21 protein-coding genes, 2 tRNA genes, 1 pseudogene, 1 riboswitch and 1 other annotated feature are annotated in these 23,307 nt (G+C 36.5%); of the genes and pseudogenes, 16 read left to right on the top strand and 8 right to left on the bottom strand.

The annotated features are described in order from the left end of the window. From BN358_RS19720 to BN358_RS24815, 3 genes are all read right to left on the bottom strand, one after another. Positions 1-276: manganese catalase family protein (locus tag BN358_RS19720; protein WP_019230260.1), on the bottom strand; the 276-nt coding region annotated here is incomplete at its 3' end. Between the two features lie 30 nt (positions 277-306). Then, the gene (locus BN358_RS19715; protein WP_019230259.1) at positions 307-582 is read right to left on the bottom strand and encodes a spore coat protein CotJB; all 276 of its coding nucleotides are present in this window, start codon (positions 580-582) and stop codon (positions 307-309) included. Positions 583-585: 3 nt separating this feature from the next. Beyond that, positions 586-780: a spore coat associated protein CotJA gene (locus tag BN358_RS24815; protein ID WP_198018525.1), complete on the bottom strand. Its 195-nt coding sequence runs from the start codon at positions 778-780 to the stop codon at positions 586-588. A gap of 664 nt (positions 781-1,444) precedes the next feature. Between BN358_RS24815 and BN358_RS19710 the strand changes: the two genes are divergently transcribed. Continuing rightward, on the top strand, positions 1,445-1,687 hold the full coding sequence (locus BN358_RS19710; protein ID WP_019230257.1) for a hypothetical protein: 243 nt from the start codon (positions 1,445-1,447) through the stop codon (positions 1,685-1,687). A gap of 122 nt (positions 1,688-1,809) precedes the next feature. Continuing rightward, positions 1,810-1,900: riboswitch (TPP riboswitch) on the top strand. A gap of 36 nt (positions 1,901-1,936) precedes the next feature. Further along, positions 1,937-2,566: an energy-coupled thiamine transporter ThiT gene (gene thiT, locus BN358_RS19705; RefSeq protein WP_019230256.1), complete on the top strand. Its 630-nt coding sequence runs from the start codon at positions 1,937-1,939 to the stop codon at positions 2,564-2,566. Positions 2,567-2,727: 161 nt separating this feature from the next. Here the strand turns inward: thiT and BN358_RS19700 are convergent, their stop codons facing one another. The 3 genes from BN358_RS19700 to BN358_RS19690 are packed head-to-tail and all read right to left on the bottom strand — an operon-like array spanning position 2,728 to position 6,642. Then, on the bottom strand, positions 2,728-3,012 hold the full coding sequence (locus BN358_RS19700) for a putative quinol monooxygenase (RefSeq protein WP_019230255.1): 285 nt from the start codon (positions 3,010-3,012) through the stop codon (positions 2,728-2,730). Between the two features lie 22 nt (positions 3,013-3,034). Next, positions 3,035-4,849 carry an ABC transporter ATP-binding protein gene (locus tag BN358_RS19695; protein WP_051011047.1) on the bottom strand — a complete coding sequence of 605 codons (1,815 nt, stop codon included), beginning with the start codon at positions 4,847-4,849 and terminating at the stop codon, positions 3,035-3,037. A 5-nt stretch (positions 4,850-4,854) separates the two neighbouring features. Further along, the gene (locus BN358_RS19690) at positions 4,855-6,642 is read right to left on the bottom strand and encodes an ABC transporter ATP-binding protein (RefSeq protein WP_019230253.1); all 1,788 of its coding nucleotides are present in this window, start codon (positions 6,640-6,642) and stop codon (positions 4,855-4,857) included. Between the two features lie 286 nt (positions 6,643-6,928). On the opposite strand from BN358_RS19690, the gene BN358_RS19685 reads away from it, so the two are divergent. The 4 genes from BN358_RS19685 (at position 6,929) to BN358_RS19670 (ending at position 11,080) form a co-directional block, all read left to right on the top strand. Next, positions 6,929-7,001, top strand: a tRNA-Val gene (locus tag BN358_RS19685). 176 nt (positions 7,002-7,177) lie between these two features. Next, the gene (locus BN358_RS19680) at positions 7,178-7,612 is read left to right on the top strand and encodes a thioesterase family protein (protein WP_019230252.1); all 435 of its coding nucleotides are present in this window, start codon (positions 7,178-7,180) and stop codon (positions 7,610-7,612) included. A gap of 123 nt (positions 7,613-7,735) precedes the next feature. Beyond that, positions 7,736-7,943: a binding site (T-box leader), on the top strand. Between the two features lie 254 nt (positions 7,944-8,197). Next, positions 8,198-9,451, top strand: a complete 1,254-nt coding sequence (locus BN358_RS19675; protein ID WP_051011048.1) for an argininosuccinate synthase — start codon at positions 8,198-8,200, stop codon at positions 9,449-9,451. 249 nt (positions 9,452-9,700) lie between these two features. Then, complete coding sequence (locus BN358_RS19670; protein ID WP_019230250.1) at positions 9,701-11,080, top strand: MATE family efflux transporter; 1,380 nt, start codon at positions 9,701-9,703, stop codon at positions 11,078-11,080. A gap of 37 nt (positions 11,081-11,117) precedes the next feature. On the opposite strand, the gene BN358_RS19665 is transcribed toward BN358_RS19670, so the two are convergent. Then, positions 11,118-12,362 (bottom strand): pyridoxal phosphate-dependent aminotransferase, encoded by a 1,245-nt coding sequence (locus BN358_RS19665; RefSeq protein ID WP_019230249.1) that lies wholly within the window; start codon positions 12,360-12,362, stop codon positions 11,118-11,120. 211 nt (positions 12,363-12,573) lie between these two features. Here BN358_RS19665 and BN358_RS19660 point away from each other — a divergent pair. The 8 genes from BN358_RS19660 (at position 12,574) to BN358_RS19625 (ending at position 21,100) form a co-directional block, all read left to right on the top strand. Beyond that, positions 12,574-12,649: transfer RNA gene (locus BN358_RS19660), tRNA-Lys, on the top strand. 172 nt (positions 12,650-12,821) lie between these two features. Then, a complete protein-coding gene (locus BN358_RS19655; RefSeq protein ID WP_019230248.1) occupies positions 12,822-14,117 on the top strand; it encodes an ATP-binding protein in 1,296 nt (431 codons plus the stop codon). Between the two features lie 191 nt (positions 14,118-14,308). Continuing rightward, positions 14,309-15,460, top strand: a complete 1,152-nt coding sequence (locus tag BN358_RS19650) for a ribose-phosphate pyrophosphokinase (protein ID WP_019230247.1) — start codon at positions 14,309-14,311, stop codon at positions 15,458-15,460. A gap of 367 nt (positions 15,461-15,827) precedes the next feature. After that, on the top strand, positions 15,828-16,859 hold the full coding sequence (locus BN358_RS19645) for a rod shape-determining protein (protein WP_019230246.1): 1,032 nt from the start codon (positions 15,828-15,830) through the stop codon (positions 16,857-16,859). 84 nt (positions 16,860-16,943) lie between these two features. Further along, positions 16,944-17,810, top strand: a complete 867-nt coding sequence (gene galU / locus BN358_RS19640; RefSeq protein WP_019230245.1) for a UTP--glucose-1-phosphate uridylyltransferase GalU — start codon at positions 16,944-16,946, stop codon at positions 17,808-17,810. Between the two features lie 11 nt (positions 17,811-17,821). Beyond that, complete coding sequence (locus BN358_RS19635) at positions 17,822-19,531, top strand: phospho-sugar mutase (RefSeq protein ID WP_019230244.1); 1,710 nt, start codon at positions 17,822-17,824, stop codon at positions 19,529-19,531. Between the two features lie 35 nt (positions 19,532-19,566). Next, positions 19,567-19,752, top strand: a complete 186-nt coding sequence (locus BN358_RS27170) for a hypothetical protein (protein WP_019230243.1) — start codon at positions 19,567-19,569, stop codon at positions 19,750-19,752. Continuing rightward, on the top strand, positions 19,694-21,100 hold the full coding sequence (locus BN358_RS19625) for an S-layer homology domain-containing protein (RefSeq protein ID WP_083851687.1): 1,407 nt from the start codon (positions 19,694-19,696) through the stop codon (positions 21,098-21,100). The genes BN358_RS27170 and BN358_RS19625 overlap by 59 nt, the downstream gene beginning before the upstream one ends. Before the next feature lie 49 nt (positions 21,101-21,149). Here BN358_RS19625 and BN358_RS19620 read toward each other — a convergent pair whose 3' ends face one another. Continuing rightward, positions 21,150-22,175 carry a M23 family metallopeptidase gene (locus BN358_RS19620; RefSeq protein ID WP_019230241.1) on the bottom strand — a complete coding sequence of 342 codons (1,026 nt, stop codon included), beginning with the start codon at positions 22,173-22,175 and terminating at the stop codon, positions 21,150-21,152. 235 nt (positions 22,176-22,410) lie between these two features. On the opposite strand from BN358_RS19620, the pseudogene BN358_RS19615 reads away from it, so the two are divergent. Then, a pseudogene (locus BN358_RS19615) lies at positions 22,411-23,116 on the top strand (MBL fold metallo-hydrolase). Positions 23,117-23,124: 8 nt separating this feature from the next. After that, the gene (locus tag BN358_RS24810) at positions 23,125-23,286 is read left to right on the top strand and encodes a CxxH/CxxC protein (RefSeq protein ID WP_019230240.1); all 162 of its coding nucleotides are present in this window, start codon (positions 23,125-23,127) and stop codon (positions 23,284-23,286) included. Positions 23,287-23,307 lie beyond the last annotated feature (21 nt).

Genomic DNA, 23,307 nt, shown 5'->3' with positions numbered 1-23,307 from the left:
GCCGGCTGCAATGAGTTCATCTCTTGTAGCGCCTTGAAGCAGTTTTTTAAACAATGTAGCAACCATTTCCATATGGCCCAGCTCTTCAGTGCCTATATCGGTCAATACTGCTTTTGTTTCATTCAGAGGCATGCTGAATCTTTGTGTGAGGTAGTTCATGCTTGCACTTGCTTCACCGTCAGCTCCGCCGTACTGGTTTAAAACAGCCTTGGCCATTCTTACATCTTTGTTGGAAACCCTTACAGGGTATTGTAGCTTTTTATCATAAACAAACATAATCTCTATTCATTCCTTTCTATTGAATTTTTACATTTCCCAAGGCCATGGGCTGTTTATATAACGCCATGTGTCGCCCATTTCTGTGTTCATGTTCATCATTGGTCCATATTCGGCTTCGTATGCTTCACGGTATTGCTTAAGATGTGTAGCATACTCGTGATGTCTGTAAAGGGCAACAGGATCATTTGGATGAGTGTCTAAATAAAGAGCAAGATCTAGTGCTGCAAAATGCAATTTTTGAATATCCAAGAGCATTGCTTGCTGCTGGCGGGACATTCCTTTATGTGATTCATAATTCATCATATTCTACACCCCTTCGTGAATGAATTCTAAATACGGAGTCACCAGGTCCGGATAGACTGTTCCTTGAACAAATGCTTCATTTATATTGTTAAAATATCTTGGGTTGATCTGATAAGGCACATAACCATACCCTACCATTGGGTTTTCTGGCATATATGGCACCATTGGTATATAGTTGTCATAATCTTTTCTAATCAAAATCTTCATTCCTTTCTAAAGAATATCTTCTATCGATAGATAGCTATAATTATATTATTCATTAAGAAGCGATAAGTGACTTGTTTGCTGAAATTGTATATACACATTTATATATCAAAAATCAAATAAAAAGGTTGAATATGAATTTAGAGGAAATACCATAATTGAAGATACTATTGGGGAATAATAGTAAGTAGGAGCTCTGGGTAATCCAGAGTTTTTTTTTTTTCAAGAAATAATTATAGGACGGGATAAATTTCCGTCCATGGTAGACCAATTTATATAAAACTATCTATGACAATGGTGGTTATTGTCTTCTTCCAAAGCGTCTTCAAGTAATTCTATTAAACACTCGAAAACACATTCGCAGTTATGATGACGATTTCGATTTCTGCCAGTACCAGCTACATCATTATTTCTATGATGACAATGATGATTATTTTCTTCAAGTGCGTCTTCAAGTAATTCTAGTAAACATTCAAAAACGCATTCACAATCACATCTTCTGCCAGTTGTATCTATGCCACAATATTTTATATAATTCTACATATATTTTGCAATTTGTGTCAAAATATATATTTTTACATATATTACTGTATTAAACTTTATAAATGTAATTCATAAATATTTGTTATATAAATTTTGAATGAAAGGAGCATATAATTTGAATAATGATTTTAATAATGATTATCCTATATACAACATGGATATCAATGATAATGATGTGAGTATGAGCAGATTTGATATGAGACGTGACTATGACTATGACAGAAGACGTGATTTTGACTATGACAGAAGAAGACGTGACTTTGACTTTGATAGAAGAAGATTTGACAGAAGAAGACGTGATTTTGATTTTGACTTTGACTTTCCATTATGGTTTTTTTTCTGGCGATTTTTCTTTTAACACAAGGTAGGCTGTTGTTTGGCAGGACAACAACCTACCTTGTATTTTTTTGTAAAAAGGCTGAAGTAATTTAACTATTGAAATTTGTGTTTAACGTGGTATAATATGACATACCAATAAAAGTAATTCGCTAGGGGAGCTTAAATGCTGAGAATTTACCCTCAAAACTTGATCCGGTTAGTACCGGCGAAAGGAAGACGACCGTAAAGCATAGTTTAGCCCCTCCCCGCGAAAAAGGGAGGTTTTTTTATGTCAGAAGAAGCATTACAATCATTTTTTGAATCTGTTCCAGGACAGGTTCTGACAGTAGCAACAATATTTTTGCTGTTGGTTTTAATAATGAGATCAAGCAAGAAAAAGAACGACGTGTCAGTGCTGGTTAAGTCTGCAATATTGATGGGAGTAGCATTTGTATTAAATCAAGTGACATTGTTTAGAATGCCTCAGGGAGGTTCAATAACTGCGTTTAGCATGTTTGCACTGTTTTTGGTAGGTTACTTGTTTGGACCAAGGCAGGGAATTCTTGCGGGAATGGCTTACGGCCTCTTGGATCTGGTTATCAATCCTTATGTTATTCACCCGATACAAATATTCATGGATTACCCTTTAGCTTTTGGAGCCATAGGAATTGGAGCAATACTGAGAGAGACAAAACAAGGAATGATTACAGGATACCTGGTTGGAGTTCTTGGAAGATACCTGGTAACTGTTGTTTCAGGAATCATATTCTGGGGAATGTATGCTGCGGAAGGGTTCAGTGCTGTGTCATGGTCATTTTTCTACAACATGACATACATGCTGCCAGAAGCTGTTGCAACAGTTGCAATTTTGTTGATTCCACAAGTAAGGCAGTTTTTTGAAAAATATAAACAGGAATAAAAAAATGACATATGGTATATGTCATTAGTTGTATGATGAAGTTAATTTAAACTTATTGAAGGCTAGACTGCGGGCGGACACGAGGTCCGCCCCTACAGATGGTAGTTTGTCAATAGCATGATGACATCTTTTACAGATGTCATTTTTATTTTTACTAGTTATTAATAAATCAGCTCGTATACATTGAGATCGGCACTTTTTCGAAGTCTTGCTATCATTGGGATTATTCTTGTGAAATGTCCTGAATTTTTGTGCGCTTCCAAGGCTTCGACACTTTCCCACTCTTCTATCATGGTTAAAATATCCTTGTTGTCCTTGTCTCTGAACAAATTGTAAGCTATGCATCCGTCTTCTTTTCTTGTTTCTTTCACCATTTCATCGTACAATGCAATTGCTTCGTCTGCTTTTCCTTCAAGATAAACACCTTTTGCCACTACTTTAATCATAATAACCTCCATAATATTTATTTTATGCATGCTCGTATTGGAGCTTGTATAGCTTGTAGTAAATTCCCTTGTAGGACAGCAGTTCCTGATGCGTTCCTTCTTCTCTTATTTCACCCTTGTGCATCACTATTATTTTACTTGAGTTTTGAACAGTGGAAAGTCTGTGTGCAACTATTAGGGTTGTTCTTCCTTTCATGAGCTTTTTCAAAGCATCCTGTATGAGAACTTCAGTTTCTGTGTCTATGTTTGCTGTTGCTTCATCAAGTATCAAAATGTCAGGCTTGAAGGCAAGAGTCCTTGCAAATGAAATCAGCTGCCTTTGACCGGCTGAAAATGCTGCACCGTTTTCTATTACATGCTCGTCGTATTTGTTGGGAAGCTTTGAGATGAAGCTGTGAGCATTTACGTATTTTGAAGCTTCAATTATTTCTTCATCTGTGATAGCTTCATTCTGAAGCCGTATGTTGCTTTTTATGTCTCCTGAAAACAGGAATACATCCTGCAGCATTTGTCCTATGTTTTTCCTCAGATCTGAAACCCTAATATCCTTAATATTTATTCCATCTATGAAAATATCTCCCTTTTGAATGTCATAATATCTGCATATAAGGTTTTGTATTGTTGTTTTGCCTGCTCCGGTAGCACCTACAAATGCAACACTTTCACCGGGATTTACCTTAAAGGACACATCTTTTAATATCCACTCGTCTTCCTTGTAGGAGAACCAAACATTTCTAAACTCGATACTTCCTTTGAAGCTCTCAACTTCAACTGCATTTTCGCTGTCAATTACTTCGGGAACTTCGTCCATGAGTCCAAAAATTCTTTCGGAAGCTGCCATTGCAGACTGGACTATGTTAAGCTGTTCCGCCAGTTCCTGTATTGGCTCGAAAAACTTGCTTATGTATCTCTGGAAAACAACTATGGTTCCTATGGATACGACGCCTTCCATTACCATTTTTCCTCCAAACCACAAAAGAATTGAAACGGCTGTTATGTTCATGAGGTAGTTTGTTGGATTGTATATGCTGAATGCAAAAAGTTGTTTTATGTTTTCTTTTCTGAGCTTTTCATTTTCAGATTTGAACTTGTGGAATATTTCATTTTCAACAGCAAATATCTGTACTATTTTCATGCCGGAAACATGTTCTGATATGAATGCATTTAATGCTGATATTTTGCTTCTTATTTCTCTGTATATTTTCTTTGAAGTGCTTTCAAAAACAAATGTGAACACTGCAATAAAAGGAATGACGGTAAAAGTCAGCAATGAAAGTTTCACGTTATATTTGAACATAGTAATTACCACGCCTATTAATACAAACAGACTTTTTAAAATGTTGACAATTACGCTGGTATACATTTCGTTTAATGCTTCTGTGTCATTGGTGACTCTTGTCACAATCCTTCCTATTGGGTTTTTGTTGAAGAAGCTTATGGAAAGAGCGTTTAAATGATTGAATATTTCCATTCTTATGTTGTAAATTATTTTTTGCCCTGCACGTGCAAGTATCATTGCCTGTGCATAACCAAGTACAAAAACAACCGCCACTGTGGACAAATACACTAAACTTATTTTTATAACTCCCTGTATGTTTGACTGCTGAGTTATTCCTGCATCCACTGTGTTTGCCTGGGTGCCTGAATAACGGGAAAGAAATTTATCCACCACATCCCCAATGAGCACCGGCTGGTAAAGTTCAACTGCAACTATTACAAATATTATTGCAATAGCCAGTACGAATTGCCAGATGTAAGGCTTTGCATACTTAAGAAGCCTCTTGGCAATATTTCTATCTATTTTTTTTGGTTTTTCAAAATCGTCGTTTTTCATCATAACCCCTACTCTTGTTCTTCCAGCATTTTTTCCAAAAGCTGTTTTTCGTAAATTGAATTATAAAGACCTGCTTGCTGAATTAGCTGCTGGTGACTTCCTGTTTCAACAATTTTACCTTCATCAAGCACAATGATGACATCAGCATTCTGAATGGTTGAAATTCTGTGGGCAATTATGATGTTTGTGCTGCCCTTTCTGTTTTCATTGATGTGCTTGAGTATTTTTTCTTCCGTGTCAGTATCAACAGCAGACACTGAATCATCTAGTATAAGTATTTCAGGATTTTTTATCAATGCTCTGGCTATTGATATTCTTTGCTTCTGGCCTCCGGAAACTGAAACTCCCTTCTCGCCAACAAGCGTTTCATAGCCGTGCTTAAACTCAATTATGTTGTCATGGACAACGGCACTTTTTGCAGCTTCGATGATTTTGTCCATATTGCCGGTTCTTGCTCCAAAGTCAATGTTGTTGGCAATAGTATCTGAAAACAAGAAATTGTCCTGAGGAACATATCCTATGTTTTTTCTAAGGACATTAAGAGGTATATCCAGGATGTCACTATCTCCTATGAACATTGTTCCTTTGTCAGGCTCGAAAATTCTAAGCATGAGGTTTACAAGAGTTGTTTTGCCGCTTCCGGTTCTTCCGATAATACCAAGGGTCTGTCCTTTTTGAACGCTGAAACTGATATTGCTTAATACATTTTTATCTGTGTCTGGATACTTGTAACTGAGGTTTTTTACATAGATGTTTCCGGTCAAATTGTCTAAAGCTGAAGTTGTTATGGAATCTGTGATTTCCACAGGCTCGTTGAGGATTCTTTCAACCCTCTCAAGTGAAGCAGCTCCTGTGTTGAAAAGATTTATTGTCATCCCTGTTGCCATCATTGGCCATACAAGCATTCCAAGGTATTGAATGAATGCAGAAAATTCTCCTATGGTTATTCTGCCCTTTATAGTGATATAGCCGCCGTATCCAATGGCCACAGCCAATGCAATGCCTGATATCATCTGCATGAAAGGATGCATGAGTGTTTGAATGACACTTAATTTTATATTTTTGTCATATGAATTCTTGTTCCACTTTTCAAAGGAACTGATGGACTTGTCTTCTTGTACAAATGATTTGATGACTTTAATACCAGACAGATTTTCCTGAACATAATTGGATAAGTCGGCAAATGACTCCTGTTTTTTTGTAAAACGGATTTGCAGTTCTCTTCCCATAAATCTGACAGAAATTGCAATAAGCAACAGCGGAATAACAGCTGCAACTGTAAGCAAGGGATCGATTTCAGTTACCATGTTGTAAATTGTGATTGAACCAAGTGCAACAACGTCAAACAAAGTTAGTATACCAGGGCCCAAGGCCATTCTTACTGCCTCAAGGTCGTTTGTCATGTGTGCCATGATTTCTCCTGTTCCGTGCTGATGATAAAACTTGGCAGACATTTTTTCAAGATGATTGAACATGTCATTTCTGATGTCTCTTTCAATGCTCCTGGATGTTCCAAATATGAAGTATCTCCACAAAATTCTTCCTGCATAGATTGTTCCTGCTATTGCAAATAGTTTTAATATAGAGCTTTTAATAAACGCAGCATCAAAGCTGCCAAGATCTACACCGTCGATTACTTCGCCGACAATTATGGGAACCCTTGTCTGTACAACATCCACAATCACCAGTGCTATTATTCCGAATATATAATTTAATAAGTACTTTTTGTAAAATGAGCGTATGTAACTGCTCTTCATGAGACCTGAAGGTCTGTTCTCTTTTGCTACTGTCTTCATTGCTTCCCCCAAAAATGATATATTTATATTATACTATTTTTAATTGTAATTCCTAGCACTTTTTACATTATTAAAGAAAAGCATCATTATTTTGAAATTTTTATTTATATTTTTAAATTTTATTGCTTTAAACTGCAATGCATTTCTTTATAAAACAAGGGGTTGAATTTACTTTTTCAATCAACGCTTTTAACTGCAAAATAAAAATTTTCGTAAACGCAAAATAAAAATTTTCATAAATGTAATTGACAACTTAATAAAAATATGGTAACATTGTCATTGTCGTGGGAGCTTAGCTCAGTTGGGAGAGCATCTGCCTTACAAGCAGGGGGTCATAGGTTCGAGCCCTATAGTTCCCATTCAAAGATGTTTTAAAAACATCTTTTTTTATTTTTTGAAACAGCAAGTATTGACAAATAACCTCAGGGAAAAAGTTTAATATAACAAATAATTTGAATATCAAAATATTTTTGTTGTATTTTATTTATGAATCTGCTAGTATTTAATTAAAGTAATTATTGCATTCGGAGGTTTTATGATCACAAATAAAATTAATGTAGGATTGTCTACAACATATGAAAAAGTTGTCACCCCTGCAGACTCGTATATAACAAAATCCGTAAAAATAGAAAACCTGATGTCGACGCCTTCATTACTGGCAACTGTAATAGAAATATCTTGCATCATGCTGAAGAAATTTATTCCTTCTGAATACTTGACTGTGGTCACTAACTTTCAGTCAAATCACATGCATCCAACAATGGTAGGAGAAAAGGTGATGTTTAAAATGACTGTTGAAAGCATTGAAAACAATCGAGTGAGCATGTCGTTTGAAGGATATGACTGCAAAGGTGAATTCTGCAGCGGTATATTAGAAAAAGCCATTGTTAAGGAAGAAAAACTTATTGAAGATGCAATCAGCAGAGTAAATGTATATAAAGATTGGTTAACAGTTAAAATGGACGCGTAGCGTCTTTTTTTATGTAAAAAGTTTAATATAGAATAAATATAATAAATTTTGAAAATATTTTTAAAATAAGGGTTGACAAAACATATTCGGCATCATATAATCGTATAAAAATCATCAATTATGTATAATTTAATGATTGGAAGAGTAAATTAAATAAAGCTATCAGCGAGTCGGAACAGAGTGTGAGTTCGGCAGTGAAATTTAATTGAAAAGAATCCATGAAAAGATTCTCAGAAGTAGCAGTATGAGAATACGGTTCAATACCGTTAAAATGAAAGAGCGATTCTGTCTAAAAAAAGAGTGGTACCGCGGTGACAACACTGCCTCTTTATTAGCAGATTTTTTTATGCCCTAACCCCATTGTTTCAGCGGTTTTCTGAAAGAATGGCGGCAGGTCAAACGCAATGAGAACCAAATTTTTTCGAGCGACAGTAAGCAGAAAAATTTGAGTTCGAAACTGTGATATGCCCTAACCTATAGTGCGCTCTACAAAAGAAATTAATATTTATTAAAAATCAACTAACGAATAATTATGCTTCATCAAATATTAAAAATTTTAGATTTAAAAATCGGAGGATGGAAGAAATGGAAAAAGAAAAAGTAGTATTGGCATATTCAGGCGGATTGGACACATCAATTATTATACCTTGGCTAAAAGAAAATTACGATAATTTAGATATCATAGCATGCTGTGTAAATGTAGGCCAGGAAGACGACATGGAATTTGTAAAGAACAAGGCATTGTCTTCAGGTGCAAGCAAGGTTTATATTCAAAATGTGGTAAATGAATTTGTAGAAGAATATGTTTACAAGGGAATTAAGGCAAATGCTATTTATGAAGGGAAGTATCTTCTGGGAACTGCCTATGCAAGACCATTGATAGCAAAAAAACTTGTTGAAGTGGCTCACAAGGAAGGCGCTAAATACATTGCCCACGGCTGTACAGGAAAGGGAAATGACCAGGTTCGTATTGAAACTGCAATTGCAAGTCTGGATCCTTTCATAAAAATCATCGCTCCATGGCGTATTTGGGATATTACATCAAGAGAAGATGCAATTGACTATGCAGAAGCTAAGGGAATTGATTTAAATGGAATAACAAAGAAAAGAATTTATTCTCGCGACCAGAACATACTTCATATAAGTCACGAAGGCGGCATGCTTGAAAATCCAGCAAATGAACCTGACTTTGACGAACTTCTCATGATGACAAACACAGTTGAAAAGGCACCTGACAAGGCCGAATATGTTGAGATAGAATTTAACGAGGGAATTCCTGTCAAATTAAACGGTGAAAAATTAAACGGGGAAGATATGCTTAAGGCATTGAATAAAGTAGGCGGAACTCATGGCATAGGGGTCATTGACCTTCTTGAAAACAGACTTGTTGGTATGAAATCAAGAGGAATTTATGAAACACCAGGGGGAACATTGCTTATTGAAGCTCACAAATACCTTGAAAGCTTCGTGCTTGAAAAAGAAGCAGCTCACTTTAAAGAAACAATCAGCAGCAAGTATGCAGAGCTAGTATACAATGCAATGTGGTTCAGTGGGCTGAAGGATGCTTTTGATGCATTCATAGACACAACTCAGAAAAATGTGACAGGAACTGTTAAACTTAAACTTTACAAGGGTACTATAAAGTTTGCAGGAATGACATCAAAATATGCTCTATACAACGAATCAATTTCTTCATTCAGTACAGGCGATTTGTATGACCAGAAGGATGCAACAGGATTCATCCACTTGTACAGTCTGCCGTACAAAATTCAGGCTTTAAATGAAATGAACAACAATAAGAATGGTTCAACTGAAGTTGTTTACACGTTTAAAGAGTAATAACAAAATAAATAGATTTAACTAATAGAGAGAATTTTTCTTGTATTATTGACAAACCGGTTTTTCACAAACTATTGGGGCTAGCCACCGGAGGACACGAGGTCCTCCCCTACATAGTTGAATTAATTAACGGTTTAGTTATACTGGGAGATTCTCTTTTTTTATGGAAAAAATTTGTAAAATTTGGATATTAGTAATTTGTATTTATATTAAATTGTGGTATACTATACTGATTACGGAGGTGATTGGGTGGAATTAAAAAATAAAGGTGAAAATTCTAAAGAAGTTTCAATGAAAACAATGACTGAAGGAAATCCTGTGAAACTCATACTGGCTTTTGCATTTCCAATGCTCATAGGAAATGTTTTTCAACAGCTGTACAACATGGTTGACAGCATAGTGGTAGGAAATTATGTTGGCAAAGTTGCACTTGCAGCAGTAGGGACGGGCTTTCCCATAATATTCATGATGGCGGCCATGTTCATAGGGCTTGGTATTGGAGCCACAATACTTATTTCCCAGTATGTAGGCGCAGGGGACATGGACAATGTTAGAAAAACATCACAGACTATTTATACTGCAGTGATAGTTGGAGCAATTCCAATTTCAATAATAGGAATTATAATGTGCGAACCCATACTTAATTTGATCAACACACCGGCTGACACCCTGCCCCTGGCTAAACAATACATGATGATTATTTTCGCGGGTATTATAGGAAGCATTGGATTTAATATAAATTCAGGTATTCTTCAGGGATTTGGAGACAGCAAATCATCACTGTTGTTCCTTGTAATAGCTACTGTAATGAACATTGTGCTGGATTTGGCATTTGTAGTTGTGTTTCAGTGGGGAGTTGCAGGGGTTGCCATAGCTACAATTATAGCTCAGGCATTTTCGTGGCTGTATGGCTTGCGATATATGAGAAAAAAATATGAAGTGCTTAACTTTTCGATATTGAAATTTTATTTTGACAAAGAGATCTTCAAGAAAATTCTAAAGCTCGGTCTTCCCACAGGAATTCAACAGATGTTGTTTTCTATGGGTATAATGAGTCTTCAGTCTCTTGTAAACAGTTATGGTTCAGACTTTATGGCTGGATTTAACGCTGCGAACAAAATAGACACATTTGCATTCATGCCCATACAGAGCTTCAGCAACGCTGTTACAACTTATACCGGTCAAAATATAGGAGCCGGAAGAATGGACAGAGTTCACAAGGGATTGACTGCTACCTTGGGCATGTCAGCCTTGGTATGTTTGGCTGCACTTGTCATAATTCCTTTAGGACCGTTTATATTGAGGATGTTTAATTCAGACCCTGCTGTTATTTCAGCGGGAATGATTTATTTGAACAATGTAATGCCTCTTTACATATTGCTTGCAGTAGTGTTTGTAGTTAATGCTGTTATGAGGGGAGCAGGAGAATCTGTTATTCCCATGGTTGGTGCAATAACATCTCTGTGGCTTGGAAGAATTCCTGCTGCATATTTCATAGCTTCAAATTACGGAAAAGAATACATGTTTTTAAGCTACGGAGTAGGATGGCTCATGTATATTTTAATATCCGGGCCTTATTATTTTTCAGGAAAGTGGAAAACAAAATCTCAAAAACTTATAAAAGAATAACAATAAAAAATGGCTGACGCATGTCAGCCATTTATATTTATTTTAATTCATCAAGCACTCTTTTTATCTTTGCCGGTGAAACTCTGCACTTTTCTTCTGAAACAGCGCATACTGCAAAACGCAGTCCTTTTTTCAAGGCTACAACAAACAAGTTTTCTTTGATCAATTCTTCTGAAGCTTTCTTTGCGTTGCTGCAAGGTATGCTTACGAAAAATCCGTCTCTGTAAGGAAGTATTTCAAGATTTGCTTCCTTTGCTCCTTCCACAAATGCATCAGCACGTTTTCTGAGCATTGTCTTTGTAGAATTTACTTCGTCTTCATATGCCTTAGTCTTTGCAGGATCCTTTGCGATGTTTGTCATTACTGACATTGCCGCTCTTGTTCCGTTTGACCAGTTTGCTCTGTTTGCATGCATTGCTGAATAGTAGAATTCATTTGCAACATCTTCGCTTGAAGATATTCCTATTGCAGCACCTGATCTCATTCCATACATTGTGTATCCCTTTGACATGCTGTATGCCACCATTACAAATATGTTTTCCGGAAGATGGCTGAATTTTGTGAAGAACTTTCTTCTTTCATTTCCAATTCCCGCATAGTCGATGTAAGCTGAGTCTACAACTATTATTATTTTGTTTTCAGGATCCTTTGCATTTTCTTTGGCAATGTTTAAAACTTCATCCCATTCCTCATCAGAAAGGCTGTATCCTGTAGGATTGTTTGCCGGAGTGTTGATTATTGTAACAAGTCTTTTTTGCTTCTTCAGCAATTCTTCGAATTTTTCTTTAAATGATATTATGTTGAATTCGCCCTTATCATTGAACAGTTCATAATTTGTCACAGTTCTTCCGAATTCTTCAGAGATTGTAACATAAGGACCCCAGAACCAGTCGCATACCAATATGGAATCTCCAGGATTTGTGTAATTCCAGATAGCGTGTCTTACAGAGCCTGTTCCTCCCGGTGTTGCCACTGCTTTTATGTAAGCGTCAGGTTTGTATCCCTTAAAGCATGCATCCTGAACAGCTTCAAGGAAGTCGGGCTGACCAGCAACTTGTGCATAGGCAGCTATGTCTGCATTTGGTAAAGATTTTAATTCACTATATACTGTTTCGAGACATATAAGATTTCCATCGTCGTCAACCAATGCTCCGAGAGTAGAATCGATAACATTGTCTTTGCCGTATTTTTCAATTGCTTCTTTTGCTTTAGCAGCCAGTCCAAAGATAGCATCATTTTCCAGCGGCCATACAGCATGATCAGCAACCATTTTAAATGACATAACATCACCTCATTAATTATTATTTTGTTAATTCTAACATTATAAAAAATATAAGTCAATGATAATGATTAAGCAAAATAGAAGCTTTTAATTACTTTAAAAGCTAAAATACTAAAATTGCATAATATAATTTATTAAAAAATATGAAAAAGTAGTTGACAAGAAAGAACAATATTGTTATTATGTAAAAGTTCTCAAAAAAAATTAATTTGATCCATTAGCTCAGCAGGCAGAGCACTTGACTTTTAATCAAGGTGTCCGGCGTTCGAATCGCCGATGGATCACCATTACAAACAACATTTGACGATCTTAGCGACGTTGAATGTTGCTTTTTTTTTCTAAAATTTTTTCTTTTTTATTTTTGTTTTCAACATTTTTCTACAAAATCTGCTTTGTAAAAACTGTATATTCTTATAGGTGAGTAAAAATAATTTAATTTAGCGAAGCGAAGGGGAACAAATGTTACTTAAAGATGAAAGAATTAATAACGAAAAGAACGGGTCAACAAGGGGATGCAACGATCAGGAAACAAAAAAATTTAAAAATGGATCAACAAGTTTATGCGACGAACAAGACTATTTAGTTAATGACATAAAAGATGAGACAACAAGGATATGCAGTGAGCAAAATTCAAAAAATCAAAGCGAAAAGATGGCTGCACTTGGCCAGCTTGCAGGAGGAATTGCTCATGATTTCAACAATCAGCTAATGAGCATTATCGGAAATGCTACAATGATTCAAAAGACAGACGATATTGAAAGAATAAGAGAATATGCGGAAAGAATAATCCACATATCTCAAAGTACTGCAAACCTCACGAAAAAGATTTTGATGTTTTCAAAGAGGGAAAGCAGTATAAACAAGCCCGTTAATTTAAAAAGCATCATGGATAACACATACAACATGGTTGAATCAATATTGAACAAGAAAATTGAACTGAGCTACAGCTACCAGGCATCTAACAAGGTTATTCTCGGCGATGAGGCTCAGGTGGAGAGCATGATTGTAAACCTCATACTGAATTCAAAGGATGCTCTTGATGATTCTGTTGGAAAAATTAGAATCGGCGCAGAAGATACAGTCATATTCTCTGAAACGGTTCTTAGCCACGGAGAAATGATAAAACCTGGAAATTATATCAAAGTATATGTGGAAGACAACGGCAAGGGAATTAAAGACGAAGTGCTCAACCGCATTTTTGAGCCTTATTTCACAACCAAAAACAAAACAAAGGGAACAGGACTTGGTCTGTCTGTTGTTTTTGGAACAGTAAAATCCCATTCAGGCTACATCAATGTCCAGAGCAGGCATGACATAGGTACACTTTTTGAAATATTCCTGCCTGTCTATGTAAAGAAGGAAAAAACAAAAAGTGAAACTGAGAGGGATCTCAACAGCAACATAATAATGCTTGTGGATGATGACATAAATGTTCTTGATGTGGAAACGGAAATACTTGAAGATTTGGGCTATGATGTTGTGAAGTTCAGCGAACCAGCCAAAGCTCTGGAGTTTTACAATTCAAACTGCAACAACATTGCTTTTTCCGTAATTGACATATCCATGCCTGTAATGACAGGAAGACAACTATATGAACGCATGCAGATAAAAAAGAAGGATGCTGCTGCAATTTTTATAACAGGCTATGCAAGGCAGACAGATTATGAGGAGCTTACAAGAAAAGGAGCGGTTATAATCGAGAAACCTTTTACATATGAAGATTTATCTACACAAATAGCTAAAATTTACATGTAAGTATACTGAAGCGGCAATGGGAAGTTATACTTTTCTGGCTGCTTTTTTTAGATTGTTATAAATAAAACCCATTGTGTTCGGTATTGTTAAGATAACTTAACAATATTTCGGGCACTTTCTTTTGACAATTGATAAATTTTTGATAGAATGTAAAAAGAAATGAAAGCATTGTTTTAAAACAGGAGGAAAAAATGAATATAAATGATTATGTGTACAATGAACCTAAACCATTTGGAGACTTGTCAATTGTTGCAATGAAAGGCTGTGAAGAAATAGCCGCAAAGATAGATTACTATTTGAAAGAATGGAGACAGGATAACAATGGTGTTATATATTCAGAAGGTTCAAATCCTGTAAGAACATATTTGCTGGATGCTGTTTGTCCTAGATTTGGATCAGGTGAAGCAAAGGGTGTTATCAATGAAACAGTAAGAGGCCATGACATATTTATAATATCTGACGTTTTTAATTATGGAGTAAAATTCAAGATGTATGGCATGGAAGTGCCCATGAGTCCCGATGATCATTATCAGGACCTGAAAAGGGTTATAGCAGCCATGAACGGCAAGGCCAAAAGAATTACGGTCATCATGCCCATGCTTTATGAAGGAAGACAGCACAAAAGAGCTTCCAGAGAATCACTGGACTGTGCACTTGCTCTACAAGAACTTACAAATATGGGAGTTGAAAATATAATTTCATTTGATATTCACGACCCAAGAGTTCAAAATGCAATTCCACTTCATGGGTTTGAAGATTTCCATCCTCATTATCAAATGATAAAGGCATTTGTAAGAACTGTTACAGATGCAACAATAGACAGAAATCACCTTATGGTTATTTCTCCTGATGAAGGCGGAATGACAAGATGCATGTACTATGCTTCTGTTATGGGACTGGATCTTGGAATGTTCTACAAAAGAAGAGATTATTCTGTGATTGTAAACGGCAAGAACCCTGTTATAAGCCATGAGTTCCTTGGGGACAATGTGGAAGGCAAGGATGTAATAGTAGTAGACGACATGATTGCTTCCGGCGACTCAATGATTGATGTAGCAAAGAAGCTGAAGGAAAGAAAAGCAAGAAACGTATATGTTTTCTCTTCATTCGGTTTGTTTACAGAAGGATTTGACAAGTTTGACAAAGCATTTGAAGAAGGAACAATAACAAGGATATTTACATCAAATATGATATACAGAAAACCTGAACTCCTTGAAAAACCGTGGTACACTGAAGTGGACATGTCAAAATATATAGCAAACATAATAGACACATTGAACTATGACAGATCTTTGAGCGAGCTTCTGGATCCTGTTCAAAAAATTAAAAAACTGCTTAAATAATTACTAAAATGTCTGTTTAAAAGCAGACATTTTTATTTTTTATATACTAGGAAAGTTATTTTTCCTAGTATATAAAAAACGGGGATTGCAAAGGGCGGGGCGCCCTTGCCGTCAAGGGGGGTGCTCAGTAAAAATACGTTAGTATTTTTACGCCGAAGGGGGACATAGGTCCCCCTAGCGGAGTTGCGGAGCAACTTTTTAATAATAATTTAAATGCTTTACAAAGTATTATTTTAGCAAAAACAAAAAAATTGAAATAATACGAATAATGTGGTATAATTTTTATCATTGTATCATTATGGTATAATTTGTATAATTTGAATAAAAATAAGTAAAATATATGAAAAGGAAATTCAGGAGGATAAAAATGAGTTTCAGAATGGACATTGGAATCGACCTTGGTACTGCCAGCGTATTAGTATATATCAAAGGCAAAGGAATAGTAATAAACGAACCTTCTGTTGTTGCAATAGATATAAATACTAATAAAATACTCGAGGTTGGTGAAGAAGCAAGAAAAATGCTAGGTCGTACACCAGGCAACATAGTTGCCATAAGACCTTTGAGGGATGGCGTAATTTCAGATTTCGACATAACAGAAAAGATGCTGAAATACTTTATTAAGAAGGCAGTAGGAAATTCAATTATAAAACCAAGGGTTATAATATGCGTTCCAAGTGGAGTTACAGAAGTTGAAAAAAGAGCTGTCCTGGAAGCAAGCAACAATGCAGGAGCAAAGAAAACATACTTAATAGAAGAACCTGTTGCTGCTGCCATAGGAGCGGGCCTTGACATAACAAAACCTTCAGGACACATGATAATAGACATGGGCGGCGGTACTACAGACATTGCAGTTATTTCTCTGGGAGGAATAGTTGTGAGCAAATCAATAAAAATTGCCGGAGATAAGTGCGACGACGCAATAGTGAGATATGTAAGAAAGAAATACAATGTGATGATAGGCTTAAGAAGTGCAGAAGAGCTTAAAATAAACATTGGAACGGCATTTCCTGAAGAAGAGGAAAAGTTCATGGAAGTAAGAGGCAGAAACCTAGTTACAGGACTTCCTGTTAATTTGACTATTTCTTCATCAGATATGCTGGAAGCATTGGAAGAAACAATCACTTCCATTGCAGATGCTGTTCACTCAGTTCTTGAAAAAACTCCTCCTGAACTTGCTGCCGACATAAGCGAAAAAGGAATAATTATGACAGGCGGCGGATGCCTCATAAGAGGCCTTGACAAGTTAATAGGCAAAAGAACAGGACTTAATGTTGCAATTGCAGATGATGCCATATCATGCGTAGCAAAAGGTACAGGGCAATCACTGGAGCACATGGATGTTCTTAAGGATTCATTGATTACAGAAAACATTAAAACAAACTACAGCGGATCTTAATGATAGTCAAAATCAATAGGTTAAGTTAGCTTAATCTATTGATTTGTTTTAAATAACGGCTAACAACATAAAACGAGGTTGAATATGAAAATTAAAAAAGCAGTTATACCTGCAGCTGGACTAGGAACAAGGTTTTTGCCGGCAACAAAAGCAATTCCAAAAGAAATGCTCCCCATAGTCGACAAACCCACAATACAGTACATAGTAGAGGAAGTAATTGCTTCTGGCATAGAAGATGTATTAATCATTACCGGAAGAAACAAAGGCTCAATAGAAGACCATTTTGACAGAGCTTATGAACTTGAAGACAATCTGGAAAAAACTCGCAAAGATGAAATGCTTGAAGAAGTGAGGAAAATTTCCAGAATGATAAACATACATACAGTTAGACAAAAAGACCCACTAGGACTTGGTCATGCTGTTTATTGCGCAAAATCATTTGTTGGCAATGAACCATTTGCAGTTCTTCTGGGAGATGACATAGTTGATTCCCGAAAGCCATGTTTAAAACAAATGATTGAAATGTTTGAAGAATACAACGCCACAATTCTCGGAGTGCAGCCGGTGGGGTGGGAAAATGTTAACAAGTACGGAATTGTTTCAGGCACAAAATTAAATGATAAGATGTATTCAGTAAAGGATCTGGTTGAAAAGCCATCGGTTGATAATGCTCCCACAAACATTGCAATATTAGGAAGATACATTATAACACCTAAAATATTTGAAATACTTGAAAATACAAAAAAAGGCGTGGGCGGAGAAATTCAGCTCACAGACGGTTTAAAAGACCTTTGTAATATTGAAGATGTTTTTGCATATATTTTTGAAGGCAGGAGATACGACGTTGGAAGCAAGATAGGTTTTCTTGAAGCAACGGTTGACTTTGCGCTTAAAAGAGATGATTTAAGGGACAGTTTTAAATCATATTTAAGCAAAATAAATTTAAATTAAGAGGTGTTGTCATGTACAGAGAAAAATTGGATATATGGCTGGAAAGTCCATATGTAGATGAATCCTTGAAAGAAGAGCTGAAAAAAATCGAAAAAATTGAAAGCGAAGTTGAGGACAGATTCTACAGAGAGTTGGAATTCGGCACAGGAGGCATGCGGGGGAAAATAGGTGCAGGTACAAACCGCATGAACTTTGTTACTGTAGCTAAGGCGACACAAGGTATTGCTGATTTTCTAAACAAAGAATATAGCGGTGAGCAGCTAAGCGCTGCTATTGCCTATGACTCAAGAAACATGTCAAAGGAGTTTGCCAGCAAGACAGCAGCTGTTTTTGCAGCAAACAACATAAAGGTGTATTTATTTGAAAGCTTAAGGCCCACGCCTGAACTTTCATTTGCAGTGAGACACTACGGCTGCAAGGCCGGCGTTGTTATTACAGCAAGCCATAACCCGCCTGAATACAATGGCTACAAGGTTTATGACCAGTATGGTGGTCAGGTTGTTGAGGATGCAGATGAAATAATAAGCATGATCAATAAGGTTAATCTTAAGGATGTTAAATTAACCACTGAAGATAATGACAAAATCGTAATAATTGGAAATGAACTTGATACAATTTACATAAATGAAGTTAAGAAATTAAGCATCAGAGATGATGTGGACAAAAATTTAAACATAATTTACACTCCGCTTCATGGAACAGGAAACATGCCTGTAAGAAGAGTGCTGGATGAACTTGGGTACAAGAATGTTCTTGTTGTAAAGGAACAGGAGATGCCTGATCCCATGTTTTCTACAGTTAAGTCACCGAATCCGGAAGAAATCAGCGCCTTTGAAATTGCAATCAAAAGGGCAGAGGAATTAAATGGCGAAATAATCATTGGAACAGATCCTGACTGTGATAGAGTAGGGCTGGTTGTAAAAAACAGTGATGGTGGATATGTACCTCTGAACGGTAATCAGACAGGAGCATTGCTGTTGAACTATGTGCTCAGTTCTCTTGATGAAAAGGGTATGATTCCTGAAAATGCAGCAGTTGTAAAAACAATTGTCACAAGTGAAATAGGAAGAGCCATAGCATCCAAATACAATGTGGCAAGCTTTGACACATTGACAGGATTCAAATATATTGCTGAATTGATGCAAAAATTTGAAGATACAAAATCCAACAGCTTTATTTTTGGATATGAGGAAAGCTACGGGTATCTGGCAGGAACATTTGTCAGAGACAAGGATGCTGTGATTGCAAGTATGCTCATTTGCGAGATGGCTGCATATTATAAAAGAAACGGGAAAACACTATTAGAGGTTCTTAAGGATATTTACAGGGAACATGGTTATTATATTGAAGAAACAATTTCTCTTACATTTGCCGGAGCCTCAGGACAAAGCAAAATGAAATCAATTATGGAGAACTTCAGAGAAAACAAACTTTCTTCAATTGCAGGCAAGAACATACCATATATTTATGATTACAAAATGGGAATTGCATTAAACCTGTTAACAGGCAAGACGGAACATTTGAGTTATCCAAAGTCAGATGTGCTGAAATTCTGTTTTGAGGATGGATCATGGCTGGTGCTTAGACCTTCAGGCACAGAGCCTAAACTAAAAGTATATTTTTCAATTAATGAAGAAAATGAGAGCAAATCCACGCAAGTTTTGGAAAATACCAAGAAAGAAATATTAAGCATAATTGACCGCATTCAGATAAATAACTAATGCAGTTAAAATAAAAAGATAGGGAGGCTGTAAATATGAAAATATTTAAAACCACAACCCGAAAAATAATTCTATTAATTTTCGTTTTTGTATTTACATTTAACACACTGGCTTTTGCAGGGACCAATCCTTCTAGAGCAGAAATTGAATCTATGATAGAGGATGTTGCAACAAAAAAGAGCTATTCCTTCAGTATTGCTGAAGGCTATAGCAAGAGTTGAATCTGTTTATGAACATTACAACACAGACGGAACACCAAAGATAAGCGGCAGCAGCATAGGGCTCATGCAGGTGAGCAACAGAAACGGCGGATACGACTCAGAAAGACTGAAATATGATATTCAATACAACATAGAGGCAGGAGCAGATGTTCTGTTGAACAAATGGAGCATGAGTTCTTATCAAACTGTGTCAAGCGTGGGAAACATGGATCCAAACATTTTGGAAAATTGGTATTTTGCTCTATGGGCATACAATGGATGGGCTCAAAGCAACAACCCCAACATGTCCACTTCCTATGCAAAAAAGTATACATATCAGCAGATGATTTACAATGTAATTGAACAGGAATACGGAAAGACAATAAACAACATTGACTTCTCATATCTTCCATATTCAGGGAAGCCGAGCAGGTCATTGGTTGTGCCGACACCAGCCTATACAAACAGCGGCAATATTGTACTGTATGAAAAGGGTGATTACGTAAGAACTGATGGAGTAAGAGAAACATATGAGCTGAGAGACCAGCCTGCAGGTGCATATATTCACCAACTGGGAATAAATCAGCTTGGTACAATAACTGAAGGACCGGTTCTTAAAAACGGATACTACTGGTACAAAGTATATGTCAGTGAAGGTGTTGAAGGCTGGATTGAAAGAAACTGGCTTATAAGAACTGGAGACATTGAACACGGAAGATATGTCTATGATGACATAGCTTTTCACTGGGCAAGAAAAGATATTATGGATCTTTATAACAAGGGAATCATAAGCAAATCAAAGTCATTCAATCCCGATAGAATAGCCACAAAGGAAGAATTCTGCATATTCCTTGGAAAAGCTATTGATATAAGCGAAGAAGAACAGAAGGATGAATCATTTGCACTGGCTGAAAATGAAACAGAAGAAGTAATAGCTGAATCAGGTGTACCGGCTGCAGGTGCTGAAGATTTAATTCCAGGCGAAGAATTGCCTTTCAGTGATGCCTCAAAGATTAATCCGTGGGCTGTTGAATATGTGGAAGAAATTTATGACTTAGGTCTTCTGGACTCCTACAGAGAAGAACTTAAACCTTTGGAGAGACTTACAAGAAAAGAAGCAACCCTCATGATGGATGGACTTTTTGAAGAGGACCATAATTATGATAGCCTTGATATTAATACAATCTTTTCAGATTTGGGAAGTTTAAGCAATGATGAAAGGGAAGCTGTCAAAAATGCATACACCAATGGATTGATATCAGGCAAGTATTCAGGATCATTCTGTCCTGATGATTACCTTTCAAGAGCTGAGGCAGCTGCCTTAATGGTAAAAATCTCAGACAAACTTGAAGAAACAAAAAATAATTAAGTAAATCGTAATGAGAGCCGCGAAAATACGCGGCTCTTGTTTTGCTTTTTTACTGTACATTGTGGAATCTTATATCATAAATCCTTTCAAATTCTTTTGTATCTTTATTGAATGTTACAGGAGACTTATTCCTGTTTAAGAGATTTACAATTTTGTAAACATCAATCCATATTTCAGCCAGTGTTTCCTTCTGTGATTCGTCAAAAACAAGCTGCATTCCAAAGTGAAGATGGGGGACATTAATGTTATTCACATTTTCCTTGCGGCTGTATCCTGTCATTCCTAGATAACCTATAACATCTCCTGCATGGACAATGTCACCTTCCTTGAGGGACTTTACATATGGATGGTCTTTCTTCAAATGAGCATAGTAGTAATATCTTTTGCTGTCCAGACTTCTGATGCCTATTCGCCAACCTCCGTACTGATTCCAACCGAGTGCTTCAATTCTTCCTGTTTCAACAGCTATAATAGGTGTGCCTACGGAACCCATGAGATCATTTCCCAAGTGGGAACGGGTGAAGCCATAGCTTCTGGAATTTCCAAAGTCATCGTAATGATTGTAGTAATATCCTCCTGCAATTGGAGAAAATGCCTTGAGACCATATTTCTGCACCCATATTTTCTTGCCGGGATTGTTTTCATCATCAATCTGAATTTCGTAAGGACCTACGAATCCTCCAAGTACTGCTGTATATGCTTCGAAATAATAATCGTAGTGTTTCAGATCCTTTGTAAGGCTCTCTATGCTTTCACCGTTTTTAAGCTTGGCAATCAGTGCATCCATATCCTTTGATTTGTATCTGGAAAAATTGCCTCCATACCGGGTTCCCAAGTATGAAAGAATTTCAATCCAGTTCAATTTTACTTCTTCATCCACACTGTTAATGTCGGCTTTAAGTGCCTTGTCCATAGCCTCATAGCATACTCTGAAATCGACCCACTTTATGAATGTTTTTTCTTCATTGACAGACACAGACCTGGAGGAATTGAGAAACACTGTTGCGGCCAATGCTGAACATAATAGTATTGCTGTGAAAATTACCAGAAACTTAGATTTTATTTTTATAATCATCGCGTACCCCTGAATTATAATATAATAAATTTTATGCATACAAAAGTGTCATTAGAACGATTAGACACCTAATTATAACGAGAAGATTTAATTGTAATAATTTGATTTATATGTTAATATAAATCTGATTAAATGGTAACACCAGGAGGACAAATTGAAGTTAAAATTTTGTTCGTTGTACAGCGGGAGCAGCGGCAACTGCCAATATATTAAAACTGAAAACACAACAATTCTTGTGGATGCAGGCTTAAGCGGCAAAAAAATCCAGCAGGAAATTATGAATATAGGGGAAGACCCCAAAAAAATAGATGCATTGTTCATAACCCACGAGCATTCAGACCACATACAGGGGGCGGGAATAATATCAAGGCGCTTTGATGTTCCCATTTATGCAAATGCAAAGACATGGGAAAATGAGCTCAGCAATTGGAGAAATTAAGTCACACAACATTAGAATCATGGATGACATAGTTGAGGTGGGAGATCTTGCAGTGAGATCATTTGATATATCTCATGATGCAGCCCATCCTGTGGGATACAACATATTCTACAACAATAAAAAAATCAGCCTGGTTACAGACACAGGCTGTGTAAATGACAACATAACAAACAGCATCATGGATTCAGATTTGCTGCTGGTTGAGTCAAATCATGACGAAGACATGGTTCTCATAGGGCCGTACCCATGGCCTCTAAAAAGAAGAGTTTTGGGAGAGTTTGGACATATGTCCAACGACACAGCCGGACACCTTATCAGCAAGGTGGTTAAAAGAGGGACAGAGATTGTTCTTTTGGGGCATCTCAGCAAAGAAAATAATTTTCCTCAACTGGCTTATAAGACAGTTGAAAATATACTGAAGGAAAACTGTATAGAAGTTAACCCGGGAATCTGTTTAGACATGACATACAGAGACAGATCGAGCCGAGTATATGAAATATAGGTGATAAAATGAATGAAGAAAATATAATTTACTCATGTTTGGAGCATGCAGAGCTTGCCTTGGATGATTTTGTTAACAATGAAGAAAAGGCGCCGCAGCTGGAAAAGATACAAGAAGAAAAAAAATGCAGCTACTGCGAAAAGGCTGCAGAATATAAAATCGAAGCATAAAAAAGAGATGAATATCATCTT

Source organism: Sedimentibacter sp. B4 (assembly GCF_000309315.1).
GTDB lineage: Bacteria > Bacillota > Clostridia > Tissierellales > Sedimentibacteraceae > Sedimentibacter > Sedimentibacter saalensis.
Note: the sequence above shows the minus strand (reverse complement) of the source record. Positions and strands in the feature narration are given on the sequence as shown.

Bases quoted from the DNA above. Each gene is read 5' to 3' on its own strand.
- galU (WP_019230245.1), top strand. From the start codon at position 16,944: ATGAAAATTAAAAAAGCAGTTATACCTGCAGCTGGACTAGGAACAAGG.
- BN358_RS19655 (WP_019230248.1), top strand. From the start codon at position 12,822: ATGTTACTTAAAGATGAAAGAATTAATAACGAAAAGAACGGGTCAACA.
- BN358_RS19645 (WP_019230246.1), top strand. From the start codon at position 15,828: ATGAGTTTCAGAATGGACATTGGAATCGACCTTGGTACTGCCAGCGTA.
- BN358_RS19695 (WP_051011047.1), bottom strand. From the start codon at position 4,849: ATGATGAAAAACGACGATTTTGAAAAACCAAAAAAAATAGATAGAAAT.
- BN358_RS19650 (WP_019230247.1), top strand. From the start codon at position 14,309: ATGAATATAAATGATTATGTGTACAATGAACCTAAACCATTTGGAGAC.
- thiT (WP_019230256.1), top strand. From the start codon at position 1,937: ATGTCAGAAGAAGCATTACAATCATTTTTTGAATCTGTTCCAGGACAG.
- BN358_RS19665 (WP_019230249.1), bottom strand. From the start codon at position 12,362: ATGTCATTTAAAATGGTTGCTGATCATGCTGTATGGCCGCTGGAAAAT.
- BN358_RS19690 (WP_019230253.1), bottom strand. From the start codon at position 6,642: ATGAAGACAGTAGCAAAAGAGAACAGACCTTCAGGTCTCATGAAGAGC.
- BN358_RS19715 (WP_019230259.1), bottom strand. From the start codon at position 582: ATGATGAATTATGAATCACATAAAGGAATGTCCCGCCAGCAGCAAGCA.
- BN358_RS19680 (WP_019230252.1), top strand. From the start codon at position 7,178: ATGATCACAAATAAAATTAATGTAGGATTGTCTACAACATATGAAAAA.
- BN358_RS19635 (WP_019230244.1), top strand. From the start codon at position 17,822: ATGTACAGAGAAAAATTGGATATATGGCTGGAAAGTCCATATGTAGAT.
- BN358_RS27170 (WP_019230243.1), top strand. From the start codon at position 19,567: ATGAAAATATTTAAAACCACAACCCGAAAAATAATTCTATTAATTTTC.
- BN358_RS19675 (WP_051011048.1), top strand. From the start codon at position 8,198: ATGGAAAAAGAAAAAGTAGTATTGGCATATTCAGGCGGATTGGACACA.
- BN358_RS19620 (WP_019230241.1), bottom strand. From the start codon at position 22,175: ATGATTATAAAAATAAAATCTAAGTTTCTGGTAATTTTCACAGCAATA.
- BN358_RS24810 (WP_019230240.1), top strand. From the start codon at position 23,125: ATGAATGAAGAAAATATAATTTACTCATGTTTGGAGCATGCAGAGCTT.
- BN358_RS19625 (WP_083851687.1), top strand. From the start codon at position 19,694: ATGTTGCAACAAAAAAGAGCTATTCCTTCAGTATTGCTGAAGGCTATA.
- BN358_RS19700 (WP_019230255.1), bottom strand. From the start codon at position 3,012: ATGATTAAAGTAGTGGCAAAAGGTGTTTATCTTGAAGGAAAAGCAGAC.